This is a genomic window from Streptomyces sp. NBC_01255, assembly GCF_036226445.1.
In the GTDB taxonomy this organism is placed as follows: Bacteria; Actinomycetota; Actinomycetes; order Streptomycetales; family Streptomycetaceae; genus Streptomyces.
Genome location: NZ_CP108474.1, coordinates 1,501,175 through 1,526,055, shown reverse-complemented (window position 1 = coordinate 1,526,055; position 24,881 = coordinate 1,501,175). Strand labels below are relative to the sequence as shown.

Below are 24,881 nucleotides of genomic sequence, written 5' to 3'. Positions count from 1 at the left end.
TCGTGAAGGGTGAGTTCGACCTGCGGGCGCTGCTCGCCGAGCGCGGCGGTGAGCGGTACGAGCTGCACGCCAAGCACCTCAACCACCAGCTGCCGCGCATGCTCCACACCATCGGCTTCGACAAGGTGTACGAGCGGGCCGAGGGTGCCCACTTCTGGGACGCCGACGGCGTCGACCACCTCGACATGCTCGCCGGATTCGGCGTGATGGGTCTCGGACGGCACCACCCCGTCGTCCGCAAGGCCCTCCACGACGTCCTGGACGCCCAGCTCGCCGACCTCACCCGCTTCGACTGCCAGCCCCTGCCGGGGCTGCTCGCCGAACGCCTCCTCGCCCACAGCCCCCACCTCGACCGGGTCTTCTTCGGCAACAGCGGCACCGAGGCCGTCGAGACCGCCCTCAAGTTCGCCCGGTACGCCACCGGGCGGCCCAGGGTCCTCTACTGCGCCCACGCCTTCCACGGGCTCACCACCGGCTCGCTCTCGGTCAACGGCGAGCAGGGCTTCCGGGAGGGCTTCGACCCGCTCCTGCCGGACACCGCGATCGCCCTCGGCGACCTCGAAGCCCTGGAGCGGGAGCTGCGCCGCGGCGACGTGGCGGCCTTCGTCGTGGAGCCGATCCAGGGCAAGGGCGTCCAGGAGGCGCCGCCCGGCTTCCTGCTCGCCGCCCAGGAGCTGCTGCACCGGCACGGCGCGCTGCTGATCGTGGACGAGGTGCAGACCGGCCTCGGCAGGACCGGCGACTTCTACGCGTACCAGCACGAGGCGGGGGTCGAACCGGACCTGGTCTGCGTCGCCAAGGCGCTCTCCGGCGGCTACGTGCCGGTCGGCGCCACCCTCGGCAAGGACTGGATCTTCAAGAAGGTCTACTCGTCCATGGACCGGGTCCTCGTCCACTCGGCGAGCTTCGGATCGAACGCGCAGGCCATGGCCGCCGGGCTCGCCGTCCTCTCGGTCATGGAGAGCGAGGACACGGTCGCCCGCGTCCGGCGGATCGGCGGGCTGCTCCGCTCCCGCCTCGAGGAGCTCGTACCCCGGTACGAGCTGCTGCACGAGGTCCGCGGGCGCGGGCTGATGATCGGGATCGAGTTCGGCCGGCCGACGTCGCTGGGGCTGCGCGGCCGCTGGGCCATGCTCCAGGCGGCCCGGAAGGGTCTCTTCGCCCAGATGGTCGTGGTGCCGCTGCTCCAGCGGCACCACATCCTCACCCAGGTCTCGGGGGACCACCTGGAGGTGATCAAACTGATCCCGCCGCTGGTCATCGACGAGGCGGACGTGGACCGGTTCGTCACCGCGTTCACGGCGGTCATGGACGAGGCCCACGGCGGCGGCGGGCTGATGTGGGACTTCGGGAAGACCCTGGTGAAGCAGGCCGTGGCGCAGCGCTGAGCCGGACGAGTCCGCGATCTTTGCCTCTGAGGCAAGAAACTTGCCTCAGAGGCATGATCCTGGCGCAATGGACGCATGGACCACGTCCCCGGGGAAGCCTCCCCGGACTCCGCCACCCCCGACGTCCTGCCCGACGTCGCCCCGCAGCTGCGGGCCCTGCGCCGCCGCCGGGGACTCACCCTGGAGGCCGCCGCCCAGCGGGCCGGCCTCTCGCCGGCCCACCTCTCCCGGCTGGAGACGGGGAACCGGCAACCGTCGCTGCCGATGCTGCTCGGCCTCGCCCGTATCTACGGTACGACGGTCTCCGAGCTCCTCGGCGAGGCTCCGCCCGAGCGTGACCCCGTCGTCCGGGCCGGCCGCTCCGAACCCGTCGAGGCCGACGGCTGGATCTACCGGCAGGCCGGCGGCGCCGGGCGGGCGCTCCAGTGCCTGCGCGTCCACGTGCCGTACGCCACCCGGGCCGACATCGTGCGGGTCCACCCCGGCGAGGAGTGGATCCACGTCCTGGAGGGGCGGGTGCGGCTCGCGCTCGGCGACGCCGTCCACGTCCTCGATCCCGGGGACAGCGCGCACTTCGACTCGCTGACCCCGCACCGCATCGGCGCCGCCACTCCCGGCGGGGCCGAGCTGCTCTTCGTCCACACCCTGATGCAGAGTCCCGTCGCCGAGCTGTGCCTCGGCGACGGAACCCCGCACCGGCGCTGATACCGCGCCTCCTCGTGAGAACGTGCCCCTTCGCCAGAAAAGGACCGAGATGTCCGAGAAGTCACGACCTGTCACCGGTGAAGAGCGCGGGGAAGGCAAGTTTCCCAAGGGGCTGGCCCTCCGCCTCTTCGCGTACCTGATCGCCGGGCACCTCTTCGCCGGCTTCCTCTACCTGCTCTTCATGCTCGGCGGGCAGAACCAGTAGAGCGGCGCCCCGGGCGGGCTCACGCCTCCGTGAGGAAGCGCTCCCGCAGCCGCTCGCGGGTCTCGGGGGCCAGCTTCAGCCCCTCCGTGAGGTAGGTCTCGACCGAGCCCCACGTCGCCTCGATCGTCTCGAAGGCGCCCCGCAGATACTCCACCCGCGCGTCGAAGAGCGGGCTCAGCAGCTCCATCACCTCGGGCGACATCGCGTCCGCGCCGGTGGAGCTGCGGCGCACCTTGTAGCGGCGGTGCGGGTCGTTCGACTTCACGTAGTCCGCCTCGATCGCCTCGACCTCGACGCCGAGGGCGAGCAGCGTGATCGCGATGGAGAGGCCGGCGCGGTCCTTGCCCGCCGCGCAGTGCATCAGGGCCGGGACGCTCTCCTCGGCCATGGAGTGCAGGATCCGGCTGTGCTCCGACGTCCGCTCGACCACCATCTTCCGGTACGAGTCGGACATACGGGCCGCCGCCTTGCCGTCGCCCAGGATGTCCCGCAACTGCGCGATGTCGCCGTCGCACACCAGCTTCCAGAACTCCTTGCCGTCGGCGGGGTCGTTGAGGGGTATGTTCACGTTTCGCACGCCGGGGAGCTCGACGTCCGCACCCTCGACCTTGCGGTCGGCCTCGTTGCGGAAGTCGAAGACGGTGTGCAGGCCCAGTGAGGCGAGGAAGGCGGCGTCGGTCTCGGTGGCGTGGGCGAGGTGGCCGCTGCGGAAGAGGCGTCCGGGCCGCACGGCGCGCCCGTCCGTCGTCGGCAGGCCGCCCACGTCCCGGAAGTTGCGGACCTCGGCCAGCTCGGGTTCGTTCGCTTCGGTGGGCGGGACCTGCGGCAGCTGCTGCGTCACGGATGCTCCTGGGGGGTCGTCGTTCGGGGGCCCGATGCGAGATCGGTTCCTAGGGCAATCATCCAGGTGGGACGGGGTCGGCGCACCCCCTCGGACGGGAATGGGTGATCTGTCCGAAATGAGGCGTTAAGGGGAACACGCCCTGGTTGCAGGCGAGATGGGCGATGCCGCGTGAGCAGGGTCATAGATGTGACGGATCGTGGCCGAAGGCCCCGGGCAATTGCCGTACGGAAAAAGGAAATCGAAGGACCGTCATCGACGGAGGGTGACCGGAATTCCGCCCGGAATGCGGCCCGGGTAATGCCGGAGGAAATCTGCGGCTTGTTCGCTCCGACCCCGCTCGTCTAGCGTCACCGTCAATCCGGTCGGACCGCCGAATCCTGCCACCGTCCGGAATCCGCACTCATCCCATGCGTGGCAGGAGCGGGGGACCCAGGAAGTACGCCGGTCCCGCGACAACAGGACGGCTCGGGGTGAAGCCGCGTGAGAACGCGGCCGGGCATCTCCAGTCCGAACCCGACAGCTCACCTCGTAGGCGCCGGAGAGGAATTCGCCATGCCCGCGAAGGGTAAGCACCGCCGTCCCAAGATCAATTCCATCACGCGTGGTCTCGTCGTCGCCAGTACGGGAGGCGCCGTCGTCGCCCTTCCGCTCCTCGGCGCCACCGGAGCCCACGCCGCCGAGCAGGCCGCCCCGGCCGCCGTCCCCGCCCAGGCCGTCGCCGCCGCTCAGGTGAAGGCGCCCGCCGCCCTCCAGGCCGCGCCCACCGCCGCCGCGAAGGCCGCGCCGAAGACGTACTCCGTCGTCAGCGGCGACTACCTGTCGAAGATCGCCACCGAGCACCACCTCGCAGGCGGCTGGCAGAAGCTCTACGCGGACAACCGCCAGGTCGTCGGCGAGAACCCCTCGCTGATCCTGCCCGGCATGAAGCTCACGCTCGGCGCGAAGAACACCGCCGCCGCCGCTCCGAAGAGCGCCGCGCCCAAGGCCGCCGCCCCGAAGGCGGCTCCGAAGGCCGCCCCGAAGGCCGCTCCCGAGAGCACGCAGAGCTCCGAGAAGAACGGCGACTCCTCGCGTGCCTCGCGCAGCAGCCAGCGCGCCGCCGCTCCGGCCGCCGCCTCCGCCGAGTCCTCCTCGTCGCAGTCGTCGCAGACCTCCCAGTCGTCCGGGGCCTCGACCTCCGCGTCCGGCTGGGTCGCCCCCGTCAGCGCCGGCTTCTCCACCCCGTACCGCGCCTCCGGCTCCATGTGGTCCTCCGGCTACCACACCGGTGTCGACTTCACCGCCTCCTCCGGCACCACCGTCCGCGCCGTCGGCGCCGGCACGGTCGTCTCCGCCGGCTGGAGCGGCGCCTACGGCAACGAGGTCGTCATCCAGCACGCCGACGGCAACTACTCGCAGTACGCGCACCTCTCCTCCCTCTCCGTCTCGTCCGGCCAGACCGTCACCGGCGGCCAGCAGATCGGCCTCTCCGGCTCGACCGGCAACTCCACCGGCCCGCACCTGCACTTCGAGATCCGCACCTCCCCGAGCTACGGCTCCGACGTCGACCCGCTGGCCTACCTGCGCCAGCACGGCGTCTCCGTCTGACACGGACGCTCCCTGACGGCCCGGCACATGTGTGCCGGGCCGTCGGCGTATTCCGGCTTGGGAGAATCTTTATCGGTGGCATATGTCACCCTGCGTCAACCCCTCCTTACGGTCGCGTAGGTCACATCCGAAAGGGAAGGATGTGCTCCCGTGGCAGACGATTCGAGATCAAGAGACAAGAACGCATTCGGGTCGTACGCGGCGATCGGTGACAGCTTCACCGAGGGCGTCGGAGACCCCGGGCCCGACGGGACGTACGTCGGCTGGGCGGACCGCTTCGCGGTGCTGCTCGCCGACGAGCTGCCGGAGCACGACGACTTCCGCTACGCCAACCTGGCCGTACGCGGGCGCCTGCTCGACCAGATCGTGGCGGAACAGGTCCCCCGGGCGAAGGAACTCGCCCCCGACCTGGTGACCTTCTGTGCCGGCGGCAACGACATCATCCGGCCCGGCACCGACCCCGACGACGTGGCCGAGCGCTTCGAGCGCGCCGTCGCCGACCTGACCTCCGCCGTCGGCACCGTCATGGTGACCACCGGCTTCGACACCCGTGACATCCCCGTGCTCCGGCACCTGCGCGGGAAGATCGCCACCTACACGGCCCACGTCCGGTCCATCGCGGACCGCTACGACTGCCCGGTCCTCGACCTGTGGTCGCTCAAGTCCGTGCAGGACCTGCGGGCCTGGGACGACGACCGGCTGCACCTCTCGCCCGACGGCCACACCCGCGTCGCCCTGCGTGCCGCCCAGGTCCTCGGCCTGCCGGTGCCCGCCGACCCGGACCAGCCGTGGCCGCCGCGCCCCCCGCGCGGCACGCTGGAGGTCCGCCGCGACGACCTCAACTGGGCCAAGGAGTACCTCGTGCCCTGGATCGGGCGCAGGCTGCGCGGCGAGAGCTCGGGCGACCACGTCGAGGCGAAGCGCCCCGACCTCATGCCCCTGTAGGACCGCCGGGGCCGCCGACGCCGGCCGGGATCCGCTCCAGGACCCCGCCGGCGAAGACGTCGTACAGCGGCAGCGTCTCCAGATGGACGTAGCCGATGTGGCAGTCGCAGACGGCGAGGGGGCAGGCCCGGGGGCGCAGCGCGGCGCGGTACGAACCGTCGTACAGGTTCCCCAGCTCGGCCTTGACGAAGTGGCAGCGCCGCACGGTCCCCTCGCCGTCCACCGAGATCACCGACTCGCCGGTACGGCACGGCAGCCCCGCCGAGCGGTGCGGCCGTCTGCTGTAGGGGAAGAGCGGGTCGATCCCCGTCCACTCCTCGGCCTCCGCGTCCGTGTACGTGTGGCCCTCGGCTGCGTTCACCCAGAGGTAGACGTGCGGCGGCAGGGCCGCGCGCAGCCGGCGGGCGTCGTCACGGTGCTCGGGCAGGCCGACCACGCCGACGCTGAACCGGATGCCCCGGGCGGCCAGCTCGCGGCACTTGCCGAGGAAGCGTTCGTACGGCGTCTGGCCCGGGTGGTACGTGCACCAGAGGGCGACGGTCTCGGGGTCCGCCTCCGCCAGCCAGTCGGTCCGGCAGCTGAGGTTGGTCTGGATCGCCACCCGCTCCACGTGCGGCAGCCGTGACAGGTCGACCAGGGCCCGCCGGTACCAGGAGCGCACCAGGCCCTCGCCCCACGGGGTGAAGAGGATCCGCAGCCGGTCGCCGGTCTGTCCGGCGGCCCACCCGGTGAACCGGTCGAGCGCGGCCCGGTCCGCGCGCAGCTGCTCGCGGCTGTCCCGGCGTTTGGCGAAGGGGCAGTAGGGGCAGTCGAAGTCGCAGGAGGCGAGCGGGCCGCGGTAGAGCAGGGTCAGATCCACGGCTTCCCTACTTCGGCTCGTACGCGGCCATGGCGGCCCGCACGTCGGGCGAGAACAGCTCCGGGCCGAGCCCGTCCGAGTACGCGAGCCCCTCCGGTGACAGCCGGAGCAGCCCCGCCGGGGCGTCCTCGTCGAGCCAGCCGAGGGACGCGAAACGGGCCAGCTCCGCGGGGAAGTCCGCGAACGGGGAGGAGCCGAACCGCTCCTCGTAGCCGGCGACCGGCATGCCCTCGGCCTGGAGCAGCGACTGGAGCAGATGGCGGCGGCGGGCCTCCTCGGCATCGACCCACCGGCCGACCTCGACGCGGGAGAAGTCCTCTGTCTCCGTGTACGCGTCGATGATCGAGCGGATCTCGCGCATGTCGACGGCGTAGTCGAAGGAGTAGTGCAGCGCCGAGGTGTACGAGCGGGCGCCGCAGCCCAGGCCGATCATCCCGTCCGTCTGGCACGCGTAGTCGTCCGGGCCGAGGGGCGCGGCGTCCGTCCGGCGGAACATCCGCATCGACACCTGCTCGTAGCCGTGCGCGCGGAGGTGGTCCCGGCCGTACCGGTAGAGGCGCAGCCGCCGCTCGTCCCACTCGCGGTCGGCCCCGGGGGAGATCCGGCCGAGACCGGTGAGCGGCCGGACGTACAGCGGGTAGAGGTACAGCTCCTCGGGGCACCAGGCGAGCGCCGCGTCGAGCGAGGAACGCCAGGACTCCTCGGTCTGGCCGTCGATCCCGTAGATCAGGTCGATGTTGAGGACGGGCACACCGGTGTCCCGGATCCTGCCGAGCGCGGCCTCGACGTCCGCGCGCCGCTGCGGCCGGACCGCCGCCCGCGCCTCCGCCTCCACGAAGCTCTGCACGCCGATGCTGAGGCGGGTCGCGCCCCGCTCGGCGAGGACCGTGAGCCGGTCGGCGGTCGCGGTCGCGGGGGACGTCTCGACGGACAGCGGTACGGCCCGCAGATCGACCCCCATCCGCTTCTCGGCGATGTCGCAGAGCCGCTCCAGCTCGGCGGCGGTGAGGAAGGTGGGCGTGCCACCGCCGAACGCGGCCGTGGCGAACCGCACGGGAGCGCTGTCCCCTCGGGGGTCGCCGAGCGCCTCGCGGACGGCCGTGGCCTGGCGGTCGAGGGCGTCGAGGTAGCGGGTGGTCAGCTCGTCGGGGGCGCCGATGCGGGTGAAGAGATTGCAGAACCCGCAGCGGACCTCGCAGAACGGTATGTGCGCGTAGAGGGAGAGCGCGTCCTTCGGCTCCGCCGCCCAGAGGGCGTCGAGGGACGGCCGGTCGGGGAGCGCGCGGTACGCCGTCTTGTGCGGATAGGCGTAGACGTAGCTGCGGTACGGGCGCGGGGTGGTGGTGTCGCTCATGCCGTCGCCTCCTGCGCGGGGCCGTCCAGGACGAACTGCGCGTACGGCACGGTCCACACGACCTCGTGGCCGAGCCGGTGTCCGGTGTGGCCGTCCTCCCCGTACGCGGTGCCGTGGTCCGAGCAGACGATCGCGAAGCAGGGCCGGCGGCTGCTCATCGCGGCGAAGAGGCGTCCGATGTGCCGGTCGACGTATTCGAGGGCCGCCGCGTGTGTGGCCCGGGAGTCCCCGGCCTCGGGCGTCGCCCCCGGGCTGTGGAACCAGTTGGGCTGGTGGAGCGCGGACACGTTGACGAAGAGGAAGAGCCGGCGCTCGCGGGGGAGCGCGGCGACGACCTCCTCGGCGCGGTCCACCTGGGACGCGAAGGAGGTCGGGGACGCGACGCCGAAGGACGGCTCCCAGTGGCTCTCCTGGAACAGGCCGGGGAGTACGGAGCCGAGCGGCGGCTGCTTGTTGAAGAAGCCCACCCCGCCGACGCAGACCGTCCGGTAGCCCTCGCCGGCGAGCGCCGAGACGAGGTCCGGGGTGTCGTGGACGAAAGTGCCGTCGGCCGTCGTCTCGCTGCCCGCGAAACGGGCCGCGAAGAGCCGGGGGTGCGGCCCGGGAGCGGCCGGGGTCGGCAGGAAACCCGCGAAGATCGCCTGGTGGGAGGCGTACGTGAAGCTGCCGGGCGCGTGCCGCCGCTCCCAGGCGCCGCCGGGTAGATGCCGGGCCAGATGCGGGATGCGCCCCTCGGCCGCCAGCTCGGCCGCCACGTCGTACCGCAGCGTGTCGAGGGTGACCAGGAGCAGGTCGTGGCTGCCGACGATCGCGTTCATGTCGGGCTGGTTCACGTGGTGCTCGTTCCTGTGGTGCGGGGGGCTGCGTCGGACGGGCGGGTGCGGGTCGCGTCGGAGGAGAGTGGGCCGGGGAAGTGGGCGGCGACCTGCGCCGCGTACGTGTCGAGGCCCTCGGCGCCGCTGCCCGGCAGACCCGTGAGCCTCGGCAGCAGGTCGCCGAAGGCATTGACCTCGCCCACCGCGAAGCGGCGCCAGCCGGTCGCGGGCAGCAGGTCGACGCCCACGCACCGGGTGCCGGGGAAGGCGGCGGCGGCCCGCTCGCACACGCCGAGCGCGTCCTCCCACCGCCCGCCGGCCGCGATGATCGCGGCCCGGGCGGCGGCCAGGTCGCCCCGGGCGCCGCCCAGATGCAGATTGGTCATCGGGGAGCGGCTGGTGCGGACGACGGCATGGGTGGCCCGGCCGTCGATCACCACCACCCGCAGGTCGGCGGCGCGGCCGTCCTGGGTGGCCTTCGGCAGCCAGCGCTCGACGTGCAGCCCGTCGGGGGCGAGGGCGTCCACGATCGAGGCGATCTCCCGCTCGCTCGTGTAGCGCCGTACCCGCAGGGAGTTGAAGAGACGTCCGTCCGGTGCGCGCTCCACCGAGGTGGTCGCCTGGATCCTGCCCGTGCCGTTCGTCTCCACCGCGAACACTCCCGACGCGGAGGAGCCGTGCGCGAGCTTCACGAACACCCGCCGCAGGCCGGCCTCGCCGAGCAGCGAACGGAGGTCCGCCCAGCCGCCCACGGCCGGGGCGGCGGGCCCGGAGGTCGGCGAGTCGGGCACCGGCACACCGGCCGCTCGCAGCCGGCCGTGGCTCAGCCGTTTGTCGAACAGGACCGCGAGCTCGCCGGGGTCGTCGACGAGCGCGGCTCCCGCGTCTCCGACGGTCTCCGCGAGCTCCGAGACGGCGGCGGTGAACCGGGCGTACCAGCGGCCCGAACCCTCGACCCGGGCCGGGTCGTCGACGCCGCGCAGCAGCCGGTCGGCCTCCGGATCCTCACCGGGCGAGTCGATCCGTACGGTCTCGCCGGCGGCGAACCGCGCCCGGCCGCCCAGCACGTCCGGCCAGGACACCACCCGCGCCCCGGGCAGCCCGGCGGTCCGCAGCGCGTCCTGGAGGAACGCGACACGGCGGCCCGCCGGATCACCGACGACGACGGGGCGCGGGGCGGGGGTCATTCGGCTACCGCGACGTACCGGTAGACCGAGCCGTCACCGTAGTCCTCCGGCTCCTGGGCGTCGTCGAGGACGACCGTGACGCCGTGCGGGGCGAGCGCGGCGCGGACCCGGTCGCTCATCGCCTCCGACAGGAAGTGGTGGGAGAGGTCGAGGCGGGTGAGGTGGGTGAGCGGCTGCCCGTCGAGCAGGGCGGCCGCGCCCTCGTCCGTCAGGACGCCCTTGGAGAGGTCGAGCCGCTCGATCCGGGCGACGACCGGGGCGCCGGCCACGGCCGCGGCGACCTCGTCCTGGATGACGCTGTTGCACAGTCCCAGGCTGCGCAGGGCGGGGAAGGCCGTCCCGGCGAGCAGCGGTGCCAGGTCCTCGGTGGTGCTGTCGCCGCCGTAGTTGTCGGTGCCGAGCCAGAGTTCGAGGTTCTCCAGCGCGGGCAGCTCGCTGCCGGCGATCCCGCGCACGACCTCGGCGGGCAGACCGCCCGTCTCGACCACCAGGGTCTCCAGGCCCTCGTGCCGGATCGGCGGGAACTCCAGCTCCGAGCCCCCGCGCACCCCGAACTCCCGCAGGGCCGGGTAGGCGGCGAGCAGCGGCGTCACGTCGGACTGGACGATCCACGAGATCTCACAGTCCTCGCCCGTCATGTCGCCGAGGAACACCGCCCGCAGGTCCGTGAGCCGGTCGCGGGCGGCGATCAGCGCCGCGACGATGGGCGCGGACGATTCCTCGTACGCCTCGTCCCAGCCGCCGACGACCAGCGCGCGGACCTGGGTGGGGTCGACCGTCTTGAGGAACCGCTCGAACTGCGGCTCCCAGAGCTCGTCCTCGGGCTCGCTGTACGTCGGGGCGGAGATCCGCCAGGCGACGGCGGCGGCGTCCGGCAGCGGGGTGGACGCGGTCCCGTCCGCGCCGGCACTCGGGAAGTCGAACACGGGAAGGCCGTGGAAATCCTGCTGGTATTTCCCGATGGTCATGACGGTGCTCCAGACAACGGACGACGTTGATCGGCTGATGCCAAGAGTTGTACCAAGCGGCACCGACAACGCCCTTCGCCGGGGCCGCGCCGGCGGGCAAGGGACTGTCCGGTGGGCGATGGTCGGACCGATTGTCAGACCCGGCCTCTAGCGTCGTTCTCGTGTTCGGGCGAAGCGCGCCGAACGGGGAGGGGAGAGCCATGTACCGGCAGGGAGACGTGCTGATCGCACCCGTCGAGGAGACGGCCGTACCGGCCCGCGCGAAGGCCGCGGCGGGGGAGCCGAGGGACGCCAGAGGCCGTCTCGTCCTTGCCCTCGGGGAGGTGACCGGGCACGCCCACGCCATCCCCGGACCCGGCCGGCTCGTGCGGGAGCCGGGCCCCCTCGGCCCGCTGCTGCTCGAACTGCCCGAGGGCGGCCGGGTGGTGCACGAGGAGCATGCCCCGATAGCCCTGCCCAAGGGCTGGTACCGGGTCGTGCGGCAGCGGGAGTACGTGCCCGGCGCCTACCGGATCGTCGCGGACTGACGGCCCGGCGGACGTGAGGGGCTCGACATGGTCAAGGACGAGGACTTGGGGGACACCGGAATGAACCGCACCACCGCACAGGACACGTGGCGGGCCGTCGCCGCGGCCACCGGACCGGCCGATCGCGCCGCCGCCGAGGCCGGCGTCCGGCTCGCCTACCGCACGGCGGGGCTCGCCGAGCCCGCGCGCGTGCTCTGGGCGGACTCGCCGCTCGCGGCCGTCGCACTCGTCAGAGGGCTTGACGGCGCGGGCCGTTCGGTACGGGACGAGGTGCGCACCCGGCCCTGGGCCGAGGAGCGGCGACGCCTCCACGACGCGCTCGGACCCGCGGGCTGGGCGGCGCACTGGCAGGCGACCGGCGCGGGGCTCTGGGACCTCACGCGGGAGCTCGCCGACCGGATCCGGGCCGGGGTGACGGAGGCTGCCGCGGAACGGGTCACCGACGGGACCGCGCGGGAGGCGACCGCCGTGCGGCTCGTGCTGTTCGACGCGGTGCTCGGCCAGCACGACGCCGCCTGGCTGGCCGCCTTCGACGGCCGGGGCGAGCGGCTCGCGGGGCTCGCCGCAGTCGCCCGGCACGCGGGCTGGTGGTGGCCCTACGAGAACGTCGCCGTGGTCTGCGAGCGCCCGGTGGAGCTCCACCGGGACGAGGCCGGGCGCCTCGACCGGGGCGACGGCCCGGCGCTCGCCTACCCCGACGGCTTCGCCCTGCACGCCTGGCGGGGCATGTCGGTGGACGCCGACTTCCTGGCCGGTCTCGCCGGCCTCACCCCCGAGCTGATCCGCGCGGAGGAGAACGCCGAACTGCGGCGCGTGATGCTGGAGTACTACGGCTACGACCGCTACCTCGCGGAGTCGGGTGCCCGGCACCAGCACCGCGACGAGACGGGCGTTCTGTGGCGCGTCGAACTGGCCGACGACGAGGACGTGGTGATGGTCGAGGTGGTCAACTCCACCCCCGAACCGGACGGCAGCCACCGCACGTACTGGCTGCGGGTGCCGCCCTCGACGCGGACCGCGCGGGAGGGCGTGGCCTGGACCTTCGGGCTCTCCGCCGAGGCGTACGAGCCGCTCGTCCAGACCTGAGCGGGGCCCGGGGCACGGGCCCGGCTGGTACGGAGAGGTGAAGGGAGCCGCCGGTCAGGAGTGGCGTGCGGGAGGCGGCGGCGACGGGTGCTGGGATGTGCCCGCCGGAGCTCCGGCACCCAACCCGAAGGGACCGCCCGTGACGACCCGCCAGCCCCGGACCGCGACGACCGCTCACACCGCGCCGACCGCCCGTATCGCGGTGCCCCCTCGTACCGCGGCGACCGCTCGTGCCTCCGCGACCGCCCGCACTGCCCGTCTGCTCGCCGCCACCGCCGTGCTCGGCGGGCTGCTCGCCGGCACGGCCGCCCCCGCCCTGGCCGCCGCGCCCGACCGGACCGCCCTCCGCACCGCGGCCCGGGCGGCCGCGCCCGCCACGGTCAGCGTCAGCGGGACCGGCCGGGCGGCCGCCGCACCGGACCTGGCGATCCTGTCCGTCGGGGTCGAGGCGACCCGTAAGACGGCGAAGGAGGCGATGGCCGCGCAGAGCACCGCCGCCAAGGCCCTGCTGGACGTGCTGCACAAGCAGGGGATCGAGGACCGGGACATCCGGACCGACAGCCTCTCGCTCTCTCCGGTGTACACGCAGAGCCCCGAGGGGGAGAGCAAGGTGACCGGGTACCAGGCCGGGCAGTCCTTCTCCGTGAAGGTCCGCGACCTCGACAGGACCGGGCAGGTCATCGGCGCCGTCAACGACGCCACGGGGGACGAGGGCCGGATCAACGGCGTCGTCTTCGACGTCGCCGACCCGTCGGCGCTGCGGGTGAAGGCGCGCGAGGCCGCCTTCCAGGACGCGTACGAGAAGGCCTCGCAGCACGCGCGGCTCAGCGGACACCGGCTCGGCCGCCTGGTCTCCCTCAGCGAGGGCGACTCCATGCGCCCCGGCCACGGCGCCGTCCCCTCGATGCCCGCGGACGAGTCGGGGGTCCCGCTGGCTCCCGGAGAGATCGAGGAGCAGGTCACGGTCTCGGCGGTCTTCGAACTGCTCTGAGGCCGAAGAGGGCCGGCCGTGGCGACCGGTCCGTCCGGTCCGTCCCACGTGCGGAACCACTACGCGCCGGGCGGACCGTCCGCGCCCGGCGTGGCCGCGGGGATGCCGTCCCGGGCCTCGTCCGGTGCGCCGTCCGCACGGGCCTGTGCGCTGCCCTCCGGGCCGTCCCGTGTCTCCTCGGGCAGGCCCAGCTCCCGGGCGAGGGCGGCGTCCGCCCACCGCAGCAGCGTGGCGCGCGACAGGGAGCCGGCGTACGCCGTCGTCTGTACCGCGAGCCCGTCGAGGAACGCGGTGAGCCGCCAGGCCGCCGCGGTCGGATCCGGACACCGGAACTCGCCGTCCGCGACCCCCTCCCCGATCACCCGGGCCAGCGCCGCCTTCCACTCCCGGTCCAGCGACGCGGCGACCTCGCGCAGCTCGGGGTCGCGCAGCGAAGCGGCCCATCCCTCGATCCACAGCCGCCAGCCCTTGGCCTGCCCGGTCGGCGCGTACCAGCGCACCGCGGCGCGCAGTCGCCGCACCGCCGTGGAGCGCCGTCCGAGCAGCTGCCGCAGGCGGGCGAGGTCGCCCTCGGCCGCGTGCGAGAAGGCGGCGGCGACCAGCTGTTCCTTGGTCGAGAAGTGGTAGAGCACGAGGGCGTTGCTCACCCCGAGCGCCGACGCCACGTCGGAGATCCGGACGGCGGTGACGCCCCGGGCCTCGATCTGGTCGACGGCGGCCCGCAGCAGCTCGTCCCGCCGCTCCGCCACGCTCAACCGCACTCTCGCCACGTCGAGCAGCCTACACAGCACATGACAAGGGCATGATCGTCACCGAGTCGGCCGACCGGTCGGAGCCGTCCCGGGCCCGGGACACCAGGCCCTGGCCGCACCCGGCCTCAGTACCAGCCGTAGCGCTCGGCGATCACCGGCAGCCGCTCCGCGACCAGCGCGTGCGCCGCGGCGCGCGGGCCCGTGCCGTCCGCCGCGGCCCGGTCCAGCATGCCGCCCACCAGCTCCCGCATGGACCGGCGCACCCGGCCGAAGGCCTGCTCGGCGTCGGCCTCGATGTCACCGAAGAGCGTCCACCACCACCAGGCGTTGGTGCACGAGTTCACGACCACGTCGGGCAGCACGGTCACCCCGCGCGCGGCGAGGGCCTCCTCGGCCTCCGGCAGGACCGGCATGTTGGCCGCCTCCGCGATCCAGCGGGCCGTGATCCGACCCTGGTTCCCGGTGTCGATCGCGTACGAGACGGCCGCCGGGACCAGGACCTCCGCGTCCACGGCGAGCCAGGCGTCCCGGGGCTCCTCCCGGTCGCCGGGCCGCAGGGCGGCGCGGTCGACCGTGCCGTGGCCGTCGCGGGCGGCGAGCAGCGTCTCGACGTCGAGGCCGTCCGGGTTCACGATCGTGCCCCGGACATCGGCGACGGCCACCACCCGCAGCCCCGCCCGGGCCAGGAACCGGGCGGTCGCCCCGCCCATCGTGCCGAGCCCCTGCACCGACACCCGGGTCCCGGCGTACTCCCGCCCGGCCCGGTCGAGGGCGACGAGCACGGACTCGGCCACTCCGAGGCCGCCGACCAGCTCGTCGAGCCCGATGCCGTCGACCTCGATCGCGAACGCGTCGGCGAGCCGCTTCCGGGCCGTCGCCTCGTCGTCCAGGAGCGGGTACACGGCCTGCACGGAGGAGACGAGCCCGGCCTCGGCCGCCGCCCGGTCCACCAGGTCCTGGGTGAGCCCCAGGTCCTCCCCGGTCGTCCAGAACCGCTCGATGTACGGCCGCATGGCCCGCAGGTAGCGGACGAGGACGCCGTACGCCTCCGGGGAGCGGGGGTCGCAGTCGATGCCGCCCTTCGCGCCGCCCAGCGGGACGTACCGGGCCTCGGGGTCGTAGTGCAGGGCCTCCTTCATGGTCATGCCGCGGGCGAGCCCGGCGACCTCGGCCGCCGTGCATCCCTCGCGCATCCGCAGGCCGCCGCTGGCCACCCCGCGCACCAGCCGGTCGACGACCAGGTGGCCCCGGCGGCCGGTCACGTGATCGGTCCAGTCGACGGACAGCAGGGGGGTGGGGCTCATCGCGCGTCTCCTCGGGAGGGGCTGTTACTGAACAACGATTCAGTATGACCGGTCTCCCCGGCCGTTCGGAGCGCGGGCCGCCCATAATGGAACGACCCCCAGAGATCAGGAGGTCCTGTGACCGGTACCGGCTCCGACCGTTCGCCACGGGCCCGGCTGCGCGCGCTGCGCCCCGAGTCCTTCGGCGCGGACCCCGCGGGCGAGCGCCTCGCCCGTATCCGCCGTTCGCCGAACTTCGCGGACGGGATCTTCCAGAACCCCGAACCCGCCCGCCGCGGGCCCTCGGGCTCCACCCTGGAGTTCGCCAAGATCTACTTCGAGAAGGAAGGACGCGCGCGCCGAGCCCCCACCGGCACGATCCCCGTCCACCCCACCACCGTCGCCGACCTGGCCAAGGCGCCGGTCACCGGGCTGCGCCTCACCTGGATGGGGCACTCCGGCGTCCTCGCCGAGATCGACGGGCACCGGGTCCTCTTCGACCCGGTCTGGGGCGATCGCTGCTCGCCGTTCCCCTTCGTCGGCCCCAAGCGGCTCCACCCGGTGCCCGCACCGCTCGCCGCGCTCGGCCCGGTCGACGTCGTCGTGATCTCGCACGACCACTACGACCACCTCGACCTGCCGACGATCAAGGCGCTCGCGGCCACCGACACCGTCTTCGCGGTGCCGCTCGGCGTCGGCGCACACCTGGAGCGCTGGGGCGTGGCCGCCTCCCGCCTCCGCGAGCTGGACTGGAACGAGTCCACCGAGATCGGCGCGCTGCGGCTCACGGCCACCCCGGCCCGCCACTTCTGCGGCCGGGGCATCCGCAACCGGCAGCACACGCTCTGGGCGTCCTGGGTCGTCCAGGGCCCCGAGCACCGGATCTTCCACAGCGGGGACACCGGCTGCTTCTCCGGCTTCGAGGAGATCGGCGCCGCGCACGGCCCCTTCGACGCCACCATGATCCAGATCGGCGCCTACTCGGAGTTCTGGACTGACATCCACATGACTCCCGAGGAGGGCATGCGGGCGCATCTGGACCTCCAGGGCGGTGCGGCGGCCGGCGTGATGCTGCCGATCCACTGGGGCACGTTCAACCTCGCCCCTCACCCGTGGGCCGAGCCGGGCGAGTGGACGAGGGACGCGGCCGAGGAGGCCGGCCAGGCGGTGGCGTTGCCCCGTCCCGGCGAGCCGTTCGAGCCTGCGGGGAAGCTGCCCGGGGAGTCGTGGTGGCGGGCGGTGTCCCGTCCGGTCGCGCGCCCGTGGCGCCGCCCCCGGCATGTCGAGGTCGAGCCCGAGAAGCGCAGTGACGACCTCGATCTCGCGGGCGAGCGGTGACGTCGGCCGGGGACGATCCTGCCGAGACCGTGCGGATGCTGTCGCGTCTCCCGGCTGACGGATGTGATCGTGTGCTGCAGGCCTTGGACGGGGCGCCTCGCGGAGAGGGCGCGGTTGTTGCACAGCGGTTCAGGCCATTGTCGACTGGGAGGGGAATGTCGCGAGTCGTGGTCCGAACACGCATCGTGGACTGCTGAACTGCTCTTTTCCTGTTGGAGTGGTAGCGCGGCGGATAGCCATGCGCAACGGGTGGGACCTGGCTCACCCGGGCCGCTGTGCCGGTGTGAGTCAGGTCCCGTCCACGACCGCGATGTGGTGGCGGAGTTCGTCGACCATCCTCGCCGCGTCGCCGTTGGCAGGCAGTCGCCAGTCCGTCTCGATGCCCCGTTCCACCGCCGGCTCGCTGCTGAAGCGGACGAGGTCGGGAGCGGGCAGGCAGCTGTCGCGCAGCCAGAGGAGGAAGAGGGCTGCCTCACCGACCGTGGAGTCGGCCAGCATCACACAGTCCCGCCCGTGGACCGTGGCGGTGCCGTCGTACTCGGTGCCGTCAGCTGTTGCCGCCCAGAAGGAGAGGTACGGCTCGCCCTGGTGCGTGCGGTCCTGGCGGACCTCGTAGCGGACCTCGGTGAATGCTTCCCGCAGGGTTTCACCCAGGCCGGCGAGGTCGAGGCCCCAGGCATGCGGCTCGCGCTCCGGGGCGTAGAACAAGAACGTGGTCCGGTCGTCGTCATCGTGCGTCATGGGGATGCATCCTGCCTGGGGGCAGGTCACTTCACGCACCGGGCGGTACCGGGAAGCTGCTGGAGGGCCATGAGCGCCTCCAGTACGCTGCGGCTTCCTTGTCGTCGGTGACGATCCCCAAACCCCGGATCTGTTGGTGCTCAGGCGTCGAACGCCTTGCGCTCCTCCGGAGTCCCAAGCAGTTCCGGGCGGTCGCAACGTGGTTCGACAAGCTCGCCGGCCGCTACGGGGCCGGGCTGCACCTCGCCTCGCTCGTCCTGTGGCTGCGCGACACCGCCGCGTGAGCTCTCTTGCGGGGGGGGGCTTCGCGGGGTTCCTCAGTTGCGTCGCATGGGCCATGCCTGCCGGACTCTGCCCAGACGGGCGCGATGGTCTTCGATCCAGCCGTCGGCCAACTCGATGGTGACCTGCACGGTCGCCAGGGACATCGAGCGGTCGGCAACCGAAACCGTGGCGCGTTCGAGGCCCTCTTCGAGGTCAATGTGCAGTTCGGTTGCCCTCTTGTCCTCCCTCCAGGATGTACTTCCCCCACCGGCCAGGGTGTTGAGGGCCGTCTCCCAGTCCGCGAGGTCCTGAGGGAAGATCCAAGTCTTGAGGCTTCCCGCGACGAAGCTGGTTCCGACACTGATCTCGCCGACCAGGACGTCGGGGTCATGTTGAGATGCGCGGATTTCTTGGCCTGTTACGCGAACAACAACGCTGTTGCCCTCGATGCCCGCCAAGTGGATCAAGTCGATTGGGCCTTGCGCTTCCATGCCAACTCCCGTCCCTGAGGTTCGCGACCTTGGAAAACTACTTCACTGGCCGCCCGATCCCGACGATCCATCCAAGATCAATGACCAGACAGGGCCCAGCGCTCACGACGAATCGTTCCGGAGAAACGCATGCCCCGCACCACACCCCCGCGTCCCGCCGATGTCGAGGAGCCCTTTCCCGGCCTTGCCGAGTTCCGAAGGACAGCGACGCGACTTCACCCACGCCCCGGCGACCCGAAGACGCAGGACAGCTCCGTCGCGGGCCCCATGCTGTGGCCGGCCGACGAGCCCTGGCCGATGTGCACCGCCGTCCACCCCAAGGGAACCGGGCATCTGCTGGCCGACGTCCGACTCGCACGCCGTATCCATGCCGCTTCGGAGGGGCGGAAGAAGACCGAAGAGGAGATCGCTCTCCTCGGCGCCCTTCGAAACGGGCTTCACGACCCCGGCATCGGCGACGCGGACCCCATCCCGATGCTGGCCGGCGCACAGTTGTGGGCACGGGACATCCCCGACCTCACCGGGCCCGAGGGGTACGACCTTCTCCAGGTCTTCTGGTGCCCGTTCGAGGCACACGGCCCCGACGCGAGCGTCGACGTCGTACTGAAGTGGCGCCGCAGCCAGGACATCGGTGCCGTACTCGGCGAACAGCCCGAGCCGCTCGTCGTCGGCTCACCCGAGTGCGTTCCCCAGCCCTGCGAGCTCCACCCCGAGCAGATCGTCGAACATGAATACCTCGGCCTGCTCCCCGAGGATCTCCAGGAAGCCGTCGCGACGTGGGAGGAGCAGCTCCTCGACGAGGACGAAGAGGAGGCGGAAGCGGACTTCCCCACCGAGTACTCCAGTGACCTGTCCCTCGCCCCGGGTTGGAAGGTCGGCGGCTTCGCAACCTGGCACCTGACCGACCCGCGCACCGTCGACTGCACGGTGTGCGGCACCTCTATGCCGCCGCTCCTCACCGCTCACCATGTCGAGTGGGATCCCGCCTCGGAGAGCTGGGCTCCCCCGGAAGACCGCCGCCCTGATCTGTACCGGCACGTCATCACCCCCACGGGCGTGTACCTGGGGCGCGGTTACCTGCGTATCCACACCTGCCCCACAGACGCCTTCCACCCCCATCAACTCAGCTTGCAGTAGCAGTGGGGGCGCCCTGTGTTCGTCGATGAACGCGCACCATGGTCCGACCGGACCGGTGCCGCCGGTGTGGCCCCGGGCGTACCAGTGGGTCAGATCCCGCCCGCGACCGTGAGGTGATGGCGACGTTCGCCGGGCGGTGCTGCGGTCAGAGACTCCTCGGCCGCATGTCCCCGCCGTAGGTCGTGCGGTAGTCCGGGACGACGATCCGGCTCGTCGGAGACTCCTGGTGGACTTGGGCGACGAACGCGTCCAGGTCCATGACCGGGTCGCGGCGCGGGGGTTCGCTCAGCGGCTCCTCGAAGTTGTCCCAGTGGACGGGGACGACGACGCCGGGCCGGCCCAGGGCGCTCAGCAGCCGGGGCACATAGCGGGATGTGGTGGCGCTGGACGGCACTGCGACCATGGCGAGATCGGGGCTCAGCCCCTGCACGGCCCGCTCGGAGAAGTCGCTGGCGCCCATCAGGAACGCCGAAGGGCCGCCGCTCCCCGTCGTCACCTGGAAGGCGAGTGTGTCGCCCTCCGGCAGGTCGGAGATGGTCCTCGGGGCCGCCGCGGGCGGCGCGTTCAGCGTGCCCGGGGCGAAATAGGCGTGCCGCTTGTTGCGGCTGTGCAGGCTCGACACCACCTCGACGGTGATCCCGCCGAAGTCCAGTATCTCGCCGCCCTTCACCACCGAGATCTGGCCCGGGTCGACGCCGAACGCGACCAGCAGGTGGAACGTGGTCTCGGTGCCGACGACCCGGGCGCCGGTGGACTTGGCGATGTGGGGCACATCCGCGATGTGGTCCCAGTGGGAGTGACTGACCAGGACGATCTCGGGACGGCCGATGTGCTCCCGTACGAGATCGGGGTCGGACTCCAGCTTCGTACCCGGCTTGAAGCCCCCGTCGAACAGGCCGGTCTTGAACCGGGTGAGGTAGGGGTCGAAGAGCACCGTCCGGCCGTCGACGTCGATGCGCCAGCCGGAGGTGCCCAGCCAGCGGAAGGAGGCCGAACCGGCCGCCGGGGCCCCGTGGGTGGCCGCATCGGATGCGGTGGTCGCGGCGGCGGTGGCGGGAAGCAGTGGGGCGGCCGCGCCGAGCACGGCGCCGCGCAGCACCGTACGCCGGCCGAATCCCTGGACGCGCCGCTTCGGGCGCTGTGCGTCTGTCTCGTCGTTCATGGCCTCAGCAGATCAGGACGCGGCCCCCGTCGTCCAAGATCAAAATTCGGGAGTCCTCATATGCGTACGCATATGAGTGCACGTCAGAGCCCTTTGCTGCGAAGGAAGTCGACGGCGATCCTGGCCGTGGCGCCGATCGCGGAGTCCACCGCCGGACGCGTGGCGGCCAGCTCCCGCGTAGAGGCGAAGACGGAGACCGCGTAGCGACCGCCGTCGGGATACCGGACGACCCCCGCCTCCATGTGCAGCCCGGGCAGGGTTCCGGTCTTCGCCGCGACCGTCACCTCGTCGGGGAACCCCGACACCAACCGGTGCCGGAACGCCTGGCGGGCCATCAGCTCCCGCACCTGAGCGCAGGCTTCCGGCGGGCCCGCCTCGTCACGCCAGACCAGACGCAGCAGGCGGGTGATCTCACGGGGTGTGGCGGCGTTGGTCCGCCGCGGATCCAGCACGCTCAGCCGTCTCTTGCGATCGTCCGGCAGAGCCGGGTACCGGCGGGCGAACTCCGCCTCGTTCCGTGCGCCGACCTCGGCGAGCATCGACTCCAGTACGTCACGGGGACCACCCACGATCCGGGTCCTGGCGAGCCCGAGTTCTTCGGCGAGGAGCCGCACCGTGTCCAGGCCGACCCGGGCAAGCAGCAGATCCGCCGCCGAGTTGTCGCTCACCGAGATCGCGAAGAACGCCAGATCGCGCAGGGACAGATCGACGTCGTCCGCGCAGCCGGCGGTGCCCCAGCCGCCGAGCCGGTCGGCCGCCGTGACCCTTACCCGCTCACGGGGGTCGAGCTGGCCGGCGGCCACCTGCCGGGCGAACTCCAGGACGAGCAGCACCTTGAAGACCGAGGCGATCACGACGGGTTCGTCCGCGCCGACGGCCACCTCCGCGACGTCCGGCCCCCCGTCGACCGGGACCGCATGCAGCAATCCCTCGGCGCCCGCCCCCGCGAAGACCTCGCGGATCCGTTCCTCGACCATCGGTTCGCCCCTCACGTAAGGTCCCTGGCTGTGGATCTCTTGCGCCACCTGCGTATCTTCGTCGTCGTCGCCGACGAGCTGCACTTCAGCCGGGCCGCCGACCGGCTCGGCATGGCCCAGCCGCCCCTCAGCCAGGCGGTACGCAGACTGGAGAAGGACCTCGGCGCCGAACTGTTCGACCGGTCCCACCGCCAGGTCCGGCTGACCGCCGCCGGCATGGTGCTGCTGGACGAGGCCCGCGAACTCCTGGCCCGCGAGGAGCGGTTTCGGACGCTGGCCCGCCGCGCCGGGGACGGCGGCCTGGGCGCCCTGCGCGCGGGCGTTCCTCCCGGCACCACGGTCGCCATGCTCTCCACGCTGCTCTCGGCCTGCGCGGAGCACTCCCCGGGCCTGTCCGTCGATCTCCAGGAGATCACCACCGAGGAACAGCTGCGGCTGCTCGGCTCCGGTGGACTCGACGTCGGCCTCGTCCACCAGCCCGTGGACGCCACCGAACTCCGCCTCGGCCCGGAGGTGCGCGCGGAACTCGGCGTCGTCCTGCCCCGCACCTCGCCGCTGGCCCGGCTCCCCGAGGTCGCGCTCGCCGAACTGTCCGGCCACGACCTGGTGCTCTTCCCCCGCGCCCAGGCCCCCGGCTGGTACGACCGGGTCCTCGACACCTGCCGCGCCGAGGGCTTCGTGCCCGGCCGGCTCCGGCACGCGTCCAACCCCGAGTTCCTGCTGGCCCTCGTCCACGCGGGCCACGGCGTCGCCTTCGACCAGGGGCCGGTGGCCCGCAAGGAACCCCGCGTCGCCTGGCGGCCGCTGGCGGGCCGCCCCCTGGTCCAGCGGACGACCGGGGCCTGGCCCGCCGGCCGGTCCGCCCACCCGGCAGCCCCGCACTTCGCGGAGCTCGCGGCCGGTGTGTTCACCCGCGACCGTACGGCGACCCCGCACCTCGACGACAGCCCTCGCTCACCGGACGGGCCACCCCGCCCCTGGTCGGTGGTCTACGACGAGTCGAGCTGACGTCGAGGCGGCCGGCTGCCGGTGGGAGGAGAGCCGGGGCCTCTCGGTACGCGTACTCATGTCACAGGAGGCGGCGCACGGCCGCGACGATCGCGCGGCGGCGGTCGTCGATGCTCTCGGCCTCGATCGTGGAGGCGGGCATGCCGGTGGCGTTGGTCGGGTTCCAGGCGAGGGCGATGCTCAGGACGAAGGTGAGCAGCGCGGCGGGGGAGAAGCCGGTGCCGATGCCCCCCTCCCTCTGGGCCACGGCAAGCGCCTCCAGCTTCGCGTGGCGCGCCGGCGCCGCGACGGCCGGGTCCCGGTCGTGGCTGTCGCCGCGCTCCAGGCGGTGCCAGGTGGCGAGCCGGATGACCTCGGGGCGCTTCTGGCAGTAGTCGAAGATCCGTCCCGCGTACTCGGGGAGGTCGTCGGGGGTGAAGGGGACCGAGTCCAGGCCGTGGGTGACGTGGGCGTCGAAGACCGCGTCGAAGAGCTGGTCCTTGCTGCAGAAGTAGATGTAGATGAGGTTCTTGTTGGCCGCCGCCGCCTTGGCGATGCGGTCCACCCGGGCTCCGGCGATGCCGTGCGTCGCAAACTCGTCGGTGGCGGCCTGGAGAATGCGGGCCTTGGTCGCGTCGGCTCGGGACATGCGGTTCATCGTACCGGCGGCTGACCAGGTGGTTCGAGGCGTGGTGGACGCCCCCGCCGGTCGGCCGGTCACCCCGCCCCGAAGGCGTCGAAGGCCGCGTCCGACGCGATCAGCAGGACCGTGCACCACAAGGTGACGCCGGCCATCAGCCAGCTGATCAGCCGCCGGCGGGGGATGCCCAGCGCGGCGCCGAGCAGGGACGAGCCCCAGGTGCCGAAGAGGGCGGGCCCGACGATGCCGAAGCCTGCCACGCCGTACCGGTCGAGGACTCGCCGCGCCCGCCGCCCTGCGGCGCCGGAGAGCCGGCCGTCCGCAGCCGTGCCGTCGGAGGACGCTTCCGCCGCCGAACCGGCGCGTGGCGCAGAGGACTTCCGGCGGGCCCGCCAGGACTGCCAGCGCGACCGGGCGCGTTCCATGGCGAACACCGCGAAGACCACACAGCAGGCGGAGCCGAGGAGCACCGCGAACAGAGCGACCGGGCCGGGCAGGGAGAGCGAGAGGCCGAAGGGGACTGCGGGGGTGCCGATCGCGAAGCCGGCGAGCAGGGTCCAGACGAATCTCCCCATACGGGAATCCTTTCAGCTGCGTCGTTCGCATCGGTTGGCGCTTGCCGGCGGCAGTCTAACCAACTAACTAACCAGTTAGTCTCGCTCTATGACTCATATCGACGCGGCGCTGGCCGAGTTGGCGACCGGCAAGTACCTCCTCCTCACCACGTTTCGCCGAGACGGCAGAGCGGTCCCCACCCCGGTCTGGGTGATGCTGGACGGCCGGACGCTGGCCGTGTGGAGCGCCGCGGACGCCGGCAAGGTGAAGCGGATCCGCAACAGCGGCCGGGTGACGGTCGGCCCCTGCGACTGGCGGGGCACACCGATCGGTGCCTCGGTGCCCGGTTTCGCCGAGGTGCTGACGCCGGACGCGAGCGCGCATTACACCGGCCTGATGAAGCGCAAGTACGGACTTGTCGCCCGGGTCGGACTGCTCGGCAGCAGGCTGCGCGGCGGCTCCGAGCGTGCGGTGGGCATCCGGATCCGGCTGGACGGATAGCCGGACGGCCGCGCGACCGGATGCCCAGGCCCCCGCGGGTGGCTGGGAACGTTCCGCTCTCACCGACGGTCACGGGCCGCGCGTCACGGTATCGAGCGCGAACGCGAATCCGGGTACCGGACGGACGCCCGGGGAGGCCGGCGCGGACACCGGCCGGGAGGCCTTGGAGGCGGCGCGCACGACGTGACGCGCGCGCGGGCCGGCCGGTTCGCGCCTCTTCCGGGAGATTCCGGTAGGGGGCGATTTCCGCAGAGGGCGGAGGTGTACGGGCGCCTCCGCCCTCTTCCGTTCCCGCCGCTCCGCGGTTCACGGGAGGCGGGACGTCGACTTTCGGCCATGCGCTTCTCGGCCTGTCGTGCGAAGGGCGATACCAGACCGGGCCGCTCTACGGGTAAGTTTGCCAACTGCGCACCGCACATGAACGGTTGACGACTACAGTGTGTGGTTGGTGATCATCGGTAGGCTCATCGCACCCTCGCAGTACCCCCCGTACGACACTCCCGCACGACACCCCTGAACAACCGTCTGAAGCACCCCCGTAGTCCACCCCTGTACCCGCAGTACGCCGATTCCTGGGCACGTACCAAGGACA

The 24,881-nt window shown here is 72.5% G+C and carries 26 protein-coding genes, 1 pseudogene and 1 riboswitch; of the genes and pseudogenes, 13 read left to right on the top strand and 14 right to left on the bottom strand.

From position 1 onward, the window contains the following. Window positions 1-2: 2 nt before the first annotated feature. The 3 genes from OG357_RS06530 to OG357_RS06520 all read left to right on the top strand — a co-directional run bounded on the left by OG357_RS06530 (window position 3) and on the right by OG357_RS06520 (window position 2,298). On the top strand, window positions 3-1,388 hold the full coding sequence (locus OG357_RS06530; RefSeq protein ID WP_329620231.1) for an aspartate aminotransferase family protein: 1,386 nt from the start codon (window positions 3-5) through the stop codon (window positions 1,386-1,388). Window positions 1,389-1,463: 75 nt separating this feature from the next. Then, window positions 1,464-2,093 (top strand): helix-turn-helix domain-containing protein, encoded by a 630-nt coding sequence (locus OG357_RS06525; RefSeq protein WP_329620230.1) that lies wholly within the window; start codon window positions 1,464-1,466, stop codon window positions 2,091-2,093. Window positions 2,094-2,142: 49 nt separating this feature from the next. Continuing rightward, a complete protein-coding gene (locus OG357_RS06520) occupies window positions 2,143-2,298 on the top strand; it encodes a DUF6126 family protein (RefSeq protein WP_329620229.1) in 156 nt (51 codons plus the stop codon). Between the two features lie 19 nt (window positions 2,299-2,317). On the opposite strand, the gene OG357_RS06515 is transcribed toward OG357_RS06520, so the two are convergent. Further along, window positions 2,318-3,139, bottom strand: a complete 822-nt coding sequence (locus tag OG357_RS06515) for a tyrosine-protein phosphatase (protein WP_329620228.1) — start codon at window positions 3,137-3,139, stop codon at window positions 2,318-2,320. 388 nt (window positions 3,140-3,527) lie between these two features. Next, window positions 3,528-3,690: riboswitch (cyclic di-AMP (ydaO/yuaA leader) on the top strand. A gap of 4 nt (window positions 3,691-3,694) precedes the next feature. Here OG357_RS06515 and OG357_RS06510 point away from each other — a divergent pair. Continuing rightward, complete coding sequence (locus OG357_RS06510) at window positions 3,695-4,729, top strand: M23 family metallopeptidase (RefSeq protein WP_329620227.1); 1,035 nt, start codon at window positions 3,695-3,697, stop codon at window positions 4,727-4,729. Window positions 4,730-4,879: 150 nt separating this feature from the next. Beyond that, on the top strand, window positions 4,880-5,674 hold the full coding sequence (locus tag OG357_RS06505; protein WP_329620226.1) for an SGNH/GDSL hydrolase family protein: 795 nt from the start codon (window positions 4,880-4,882) through the stop codon (window positions 5,672-5,674). On the opposite strand, the gene OG357_RS06500 is transcribed toward OG357_RS06505, so the two are convergent. The 5 genes from OG357_RS06500 to OG357_RS06480 are packed head-to-tail and all read right to left on the bottom strand — an operon-like array spanning window position 5,661 to window position 10,857. Next, window positions 5,661-6,533: an STM4011 family radical SAM protein gene (locus OG357_RS06500; RefSeq protein ID WP_329620225.1), complete on the bottom strand. Its 873-nt coding sequence runs from the start codon at window positions 6,531-6,533 to the stop codon at window positions 5,661-5,663. The two genes, OG357_RS06505 and OG357_RS06500, sit on opposite strands and share 14 nt — an antisense overlap. Window positions 6,534-6,540: 7 nt before the next feature. After that, window positions 6,541-7,887, bottom strand: a complete 1,347-nt coding sequence (locus tag OG357_RS06495; protein ID WP_329620224.1) for an STM4012 family radical SAM protein — start codon at window positions 7,885-7,887, stop codon at window positions 6,541-6,543. Then, the gene (locus OG357_RS06490; RefSeq protein WP_329625503.1) at window positions 7,884-8,705 is read right to left on the bottom strand and encodes an STM4013/SEN3800 family hydrolase; all 822 of its coding nucleotides are present in this window, start codon (window positions 8,703-8,705) and stop codon (window positions 7,884-7,886) included. Before OG357_RS06490 ends, OG357_RS06495 begins: the two co-directional genes overlap by 4 nt. A gap of 11 nt (window positions 8,706-8,716) precedes the next feature. Then, window positions 8,717-9,889, bottom strand: coding sequence for an STM4014 family protein (locus tag OG357_RS06485; RefSeq protein WP_329620223.1), 1,173 nt, complete (start codon window positions 9,887-9,889; stop codon window positions 8,717-8,719). After that, window positions 9,886-10,857 (bottom strand): STM4015 family protein, encoded by a 972-nt coding sequence (locus tag OG357_RS06480; RefSeq protein WP_329620222.1) that lies wholly within the window; start codon window positions 10,855-10,857, stop codon window positions 9,886-9,888. The genes OG357_RS06485 and OG357_RS06480 overlap by 4 nt, the downstream gene beginning before the upstream one ends. Before the next feature lie 200 nt (window positions 10,858-11,057). Here OG357_RS06480 and OG357_RS06475 point away from each other — a divergent pair, with 200 nt between their 5' ends. From OG357_RS06475 to OG357_RS06465, 3 genes are all read left to right on the top strand, one after another. After that, complete coding sequence (locus tag OG357_RS06475; protein ID WP_329620221.1) at window positions 11,058-11,384, top strand: hypothetical protein; 327 nt, start codon at window positions 11,058-11,060, stop codon at window positions 11,382-11,384. 27 nt (window positions 11,385-11,411) lie between these two features. Further along, on the top strand, window positions 11,412-12,470 hold the full coding sequence (locus OG357_RS06470; protein WP_329620220.1) for a DUF6745 domain-containing protein: 1,059 nt from the start codon (window positions 11,412-11,414) through the stop codon (window positions 12,468-12,470). A 139-nt stretch (window positions 12,471-12,609) separates the two neighbouring features. After that, entirely contained in the window at window positions 12,610-13,461 is an 852-nt protein-coding gene (locus OG357_RS06465) for an SIMPL domain-containing protein (protein WP_329620219.1), read from the top strand. A gap of 59 nt (window positions 13,462-13,520) precedes the next feature. Here OG357_RS06465 and OG357_RS06460 read toward each other — a convergent pair whose 3' ends face one another. Then, window positions 13,521-14,231, bottom strand: a complete 711-nt coding sequence (locus OG357_RS06460) for a TetR/AcrR family transcriptional regulator (RefSeq protein ID WP_329620218.1) — start codon at window positions 14,229-14,231, stop codon at window positions 13,521-13,523. Window positions 14,232-14,338: 107 nt separating this feature from the next. Next, on the bottom strand, window positions 14,339-15,517 hold the full coding sequence (locus OG357_RS06455) for a glutamate dehydrogenase (RefSeq protein WP_329620217.1): 1,179 nt from the start codon (window positions 15,515-15,517) through the stop codon (window positions 14,339-14,341). Window positions 15,518-15,634: 117 nt separating this feature from the next. Between OG357_RS06455 and OG357_RS06450 the strand changes: the two genes are divergently transcribed. Then, window positions 15,635-16,834 carry an MBL fold metallo-hydrolase gene (locus OG357_RS06450; protein ID WP_329620216.1) on the top strand — a complete coding sequence of 400 codons (1,200 nt, stop codon included), beginning with the start codon at window positions 15,635-15,637 and terminating at the stop codon, window positions 16,832-16,834. A gap of 288 nt (window positions 16,835-17,122) precedes the next feature. Here the strand turns inward: OG357_RS06450 and OG357_RS06445 are convergent, their stop codons facing one another. Beyond that, complete coding sequence (locus OG357_RS06445) at window positions 17,123-17,575, bottom strand: hypothetical protein (protein ID WP_329620215.1); 453 nt, start codon at window positions 17,573-17,575, stop codon at window positions 17,123-17,125. Between the two features lie 176 nt (window positions 17,576-17,751). Here OG357_RS06445 and OG357_RS06440 point away from each other — a divergent pair. Then, window positions 17,752-17,859: pseudogene (locus OG357_RS06440) on the top strand (IS5/IS1182 family transposase); the annotation flags it as partial. A gap of 33 nt (window positions 17,860-17,892) precedes the next feature. Here the strand turns inward: OG357_RS06440 and OG357_RS06435 are convergent. Further along, window positions 17,893-18,330 carry a DUF5959 family protein gene (locus OG357_RS06435; protein ID WP_329620214.1) on the bottom strand — a complete coding sequence of 146 codons (438 nt, stop codon included), beginning with the start codon at window positions 18,328-18,330 and terminating at the stop codon, window positions 17,893-17,895. 129 nt (window positions 18,331-18,459) lie between these two features. Here OG357_RS06435 and OG357_RS06430 point away from each other — a divergent pair, with 129 nt between their 5' ends. Beyond that, window positions 18,460-19,467, top strand: coding sequence for a hypothetical protein (locus OG357_RS06430; protein ID WP_329620213.1), 1,008 nt, complete (start codon window positions 18,460-18,462; stop codon window positions 19,465-19,467). 145 nt (window positions 19,468-19,612) lie between these two features. On the opposite strand, the gene OG357_RS06425 is transcribed toward OG357_RS06430, so the two are convergent. Next, complete coding sequence (locus OG357_RS06425) at window positions 19,613-20,629, bottom strand: MBL fold metallo-hydrolase (protein ID WP_329620212.1); 1,017 nt, start codon at window positions 20,627-20,629, stop codon at window positions 19,613-19,615. An 83-nt stretch (window positions 20,630-20,712) separates the two neighbouring features. Beyond that, entirely contained in the window at window positions 20,713-21,606 is an 894-nt protein-coding gene (locus OG357_RS06420; protein ID WP_329625502.1) for a serine hydrolase, read from the bottom strand. A 39-nt stretch (window positions 21,607-21,645) separates the two neighbouring features. Here OG357_RS06420 and OG357_RS06415 point away from each other — a divergent pair, with 39 nt between their 5' ends. Next, window positions 21,646-22,614 (top strand): LysR family transcriptional regulator, encoded by a 969-nt coding sequence (locus OG357_RS06415; protein ID WP_329625501.1) that lies wholly within the window; start codon window positions 21,646-21,648, stop codon window positions 22,612-22,614. A 61-nt stretch (window positions 22,615-22,675) separates the two neighbouring features. On the opposite strand, the gene OG357_RS06410 is transcribed toward OG357_RS06415, so the two are convergent. Both OG357_RS06410 and OG357_RS06405 read right to left on the bottom strand, forming a co-directional pair. Next, a complete protein-coding gene (locus tag OG357_RS06410; protein ID WP_329620211.1) occupies window positions 22,676-23,242 on the bottom strand; it encodes a TetR family transcriptional regulator in 567 nt (188 codons plus the stop codon). Between the two features lie 68 nt (window positions 23,243-23,310). Continuing rightward, complete coding sequence (locus OG357_RS06405; RefSeq protein WP_329620210.1) at window positions 23,311-23,808, bottom strand: small multi-drug export protein; 498 nt, start codon at window positions 23,806-23,808, stop codon at window positions 23,311-23,313. A gap of 88 nt (window positions 23,809-23,896) precedes the next feature. On the opposite strand from OG357_RS06405, the gene OG357_RS06400 reads away from it, so the two are divergent. Beyond that, window positions 23,897-24,289 carry a PPOX class F420-dependent oxidoreductase gene (locus OG357_RS06400; protein ID WP_329620209.1) on the top strand — a complete coding sequence of 131 codons (393 nt, stop codon included), beginning with the start codon at window positions 23,897-23,899 and terminating at the stop codon, window positions 24,287-24,289. Window positions 24,290-24,881 lie beyond the last annotated feature (592 nt).